Annotated in this window: 2 protein-coding genes; one reads left to right on the forward strand and one right to left on the reverse strand. The window is 70.2% G+C overall.

The features are described from left to right. On the reverse strand, positions 1 to 413 hold a 413-nt coding region (locus ACFR9S_RS04795), incomplete at its 3' end, for an amino acid permease (protein WP_379818174.1). Between the two features lie 75 nt (positions 414 to 488). Here ACFR9S_RS04795 and ACFR9S_RS04800 point away from each other — a divergent pair. Then, positions 489 to 944 carry a nucleoside deaminase gene (locus ACFR9S_RS04800; RefSeq protein ID WP_379732782.1) on the forward strand — a complete coding sequence of 152 codons (456 nt, stop codon included), beginning with the start codon at positions 489 to 491 and terminating at the stop codon, positions 942 to 944. Positions 945 to 1,026 lie beyond the last annotated feature (82 nt).

Raw genomic sequence — 1,026 nt, forward strand, 5'->3', positions numbered from 1 at the left:
TGGTACGTCCCGGTCTCGGAGTTCGCCGAGACGTGGTTCCACCCCTCCGGCAGCGTCAGCGAGAGCGAGACGCCCGTGAGGTCGACGAAGTAGCTCCCGAACGCGAACGCGTACATCGCCATCGAGCCGAGGTAGCCGACGAGCAGCGTCCAGCCGACCATCCCCGCCGCCGTCGCGGAGTCGAGGTACTCCTGGACGAACACGACCGCGCCGCCGGGGTGGCCGACCCGCCGGTTCAGGCTCACGTAGGCGTAGCCCGCACACAGCGCGACGACGCCCGCGAGCAGGTACGCGAGCCACGCGGTCGCGCCCGTGATGGCGACGACGATGCCCAGCACGGCGTAGATGCCGCCGCCGATCATCCCGCCCAGCGCCATCGAGACGGCGCTACGCAGCCCTAGCTTCTCGCCCATCACCCGAGGAGACGGCTGGCGCTCACTTCAGCCGACTGGCCGAACGGCTATGCCCCCGGCGCCGCCACTCCCCGTATGGATCTCGAGGCGTTCGACCACGAGTCCCACATGGCCGAGGCGATCGACTGCGCCCGCGAGGCCGCCAGCCGCGGCGACGAACCCTACGGCTCCGTGCTCGTGAAAGACGACGAGGTGGTGATGCGCGCCGGCAACCGGATCAACACCGAGGACGACATCCGCGAACACCCGGAGCTCACGCTCGCGAAACGCGCCGCCGCGGAACGCGACGACGCCGGGGAGCTGGTGATGTACACCTCCACCGAGCCCTGCCCGATGTGTGCCGGCGGGATCGACATCGCCGGCCTGCACGCGGTCGTCTACAGCGTCTCGGGCGAGCGCGCCGCCGCGATCCGGGGAACGGACTCGCTACTCTCCTCGACGGACGTGTTCGCCGCGGGCGGTAGCGACGTACGAGTGATCCCGGACGTGCTCCGGGCTGAAGGCGAAAAAGTTCACGAAGCCCGCTGGTAAGCGGGCTACGCGCGGCGTTTCGCCCGCTCGACGACCGCCCGCGCGAGCGCTTCGAAATCCGCCGTCTCGGGCACCACGTCGA

The sequence above is a fragment of the Halolamina salina genome (genome assembly GCF_042678005.1).
GTDB classification, from domain to species: Archaea; Halobacteriota; Halobacteria; order Halobacteriales; family Haloferacaceae; genus Halolamina; species Halolamina salina.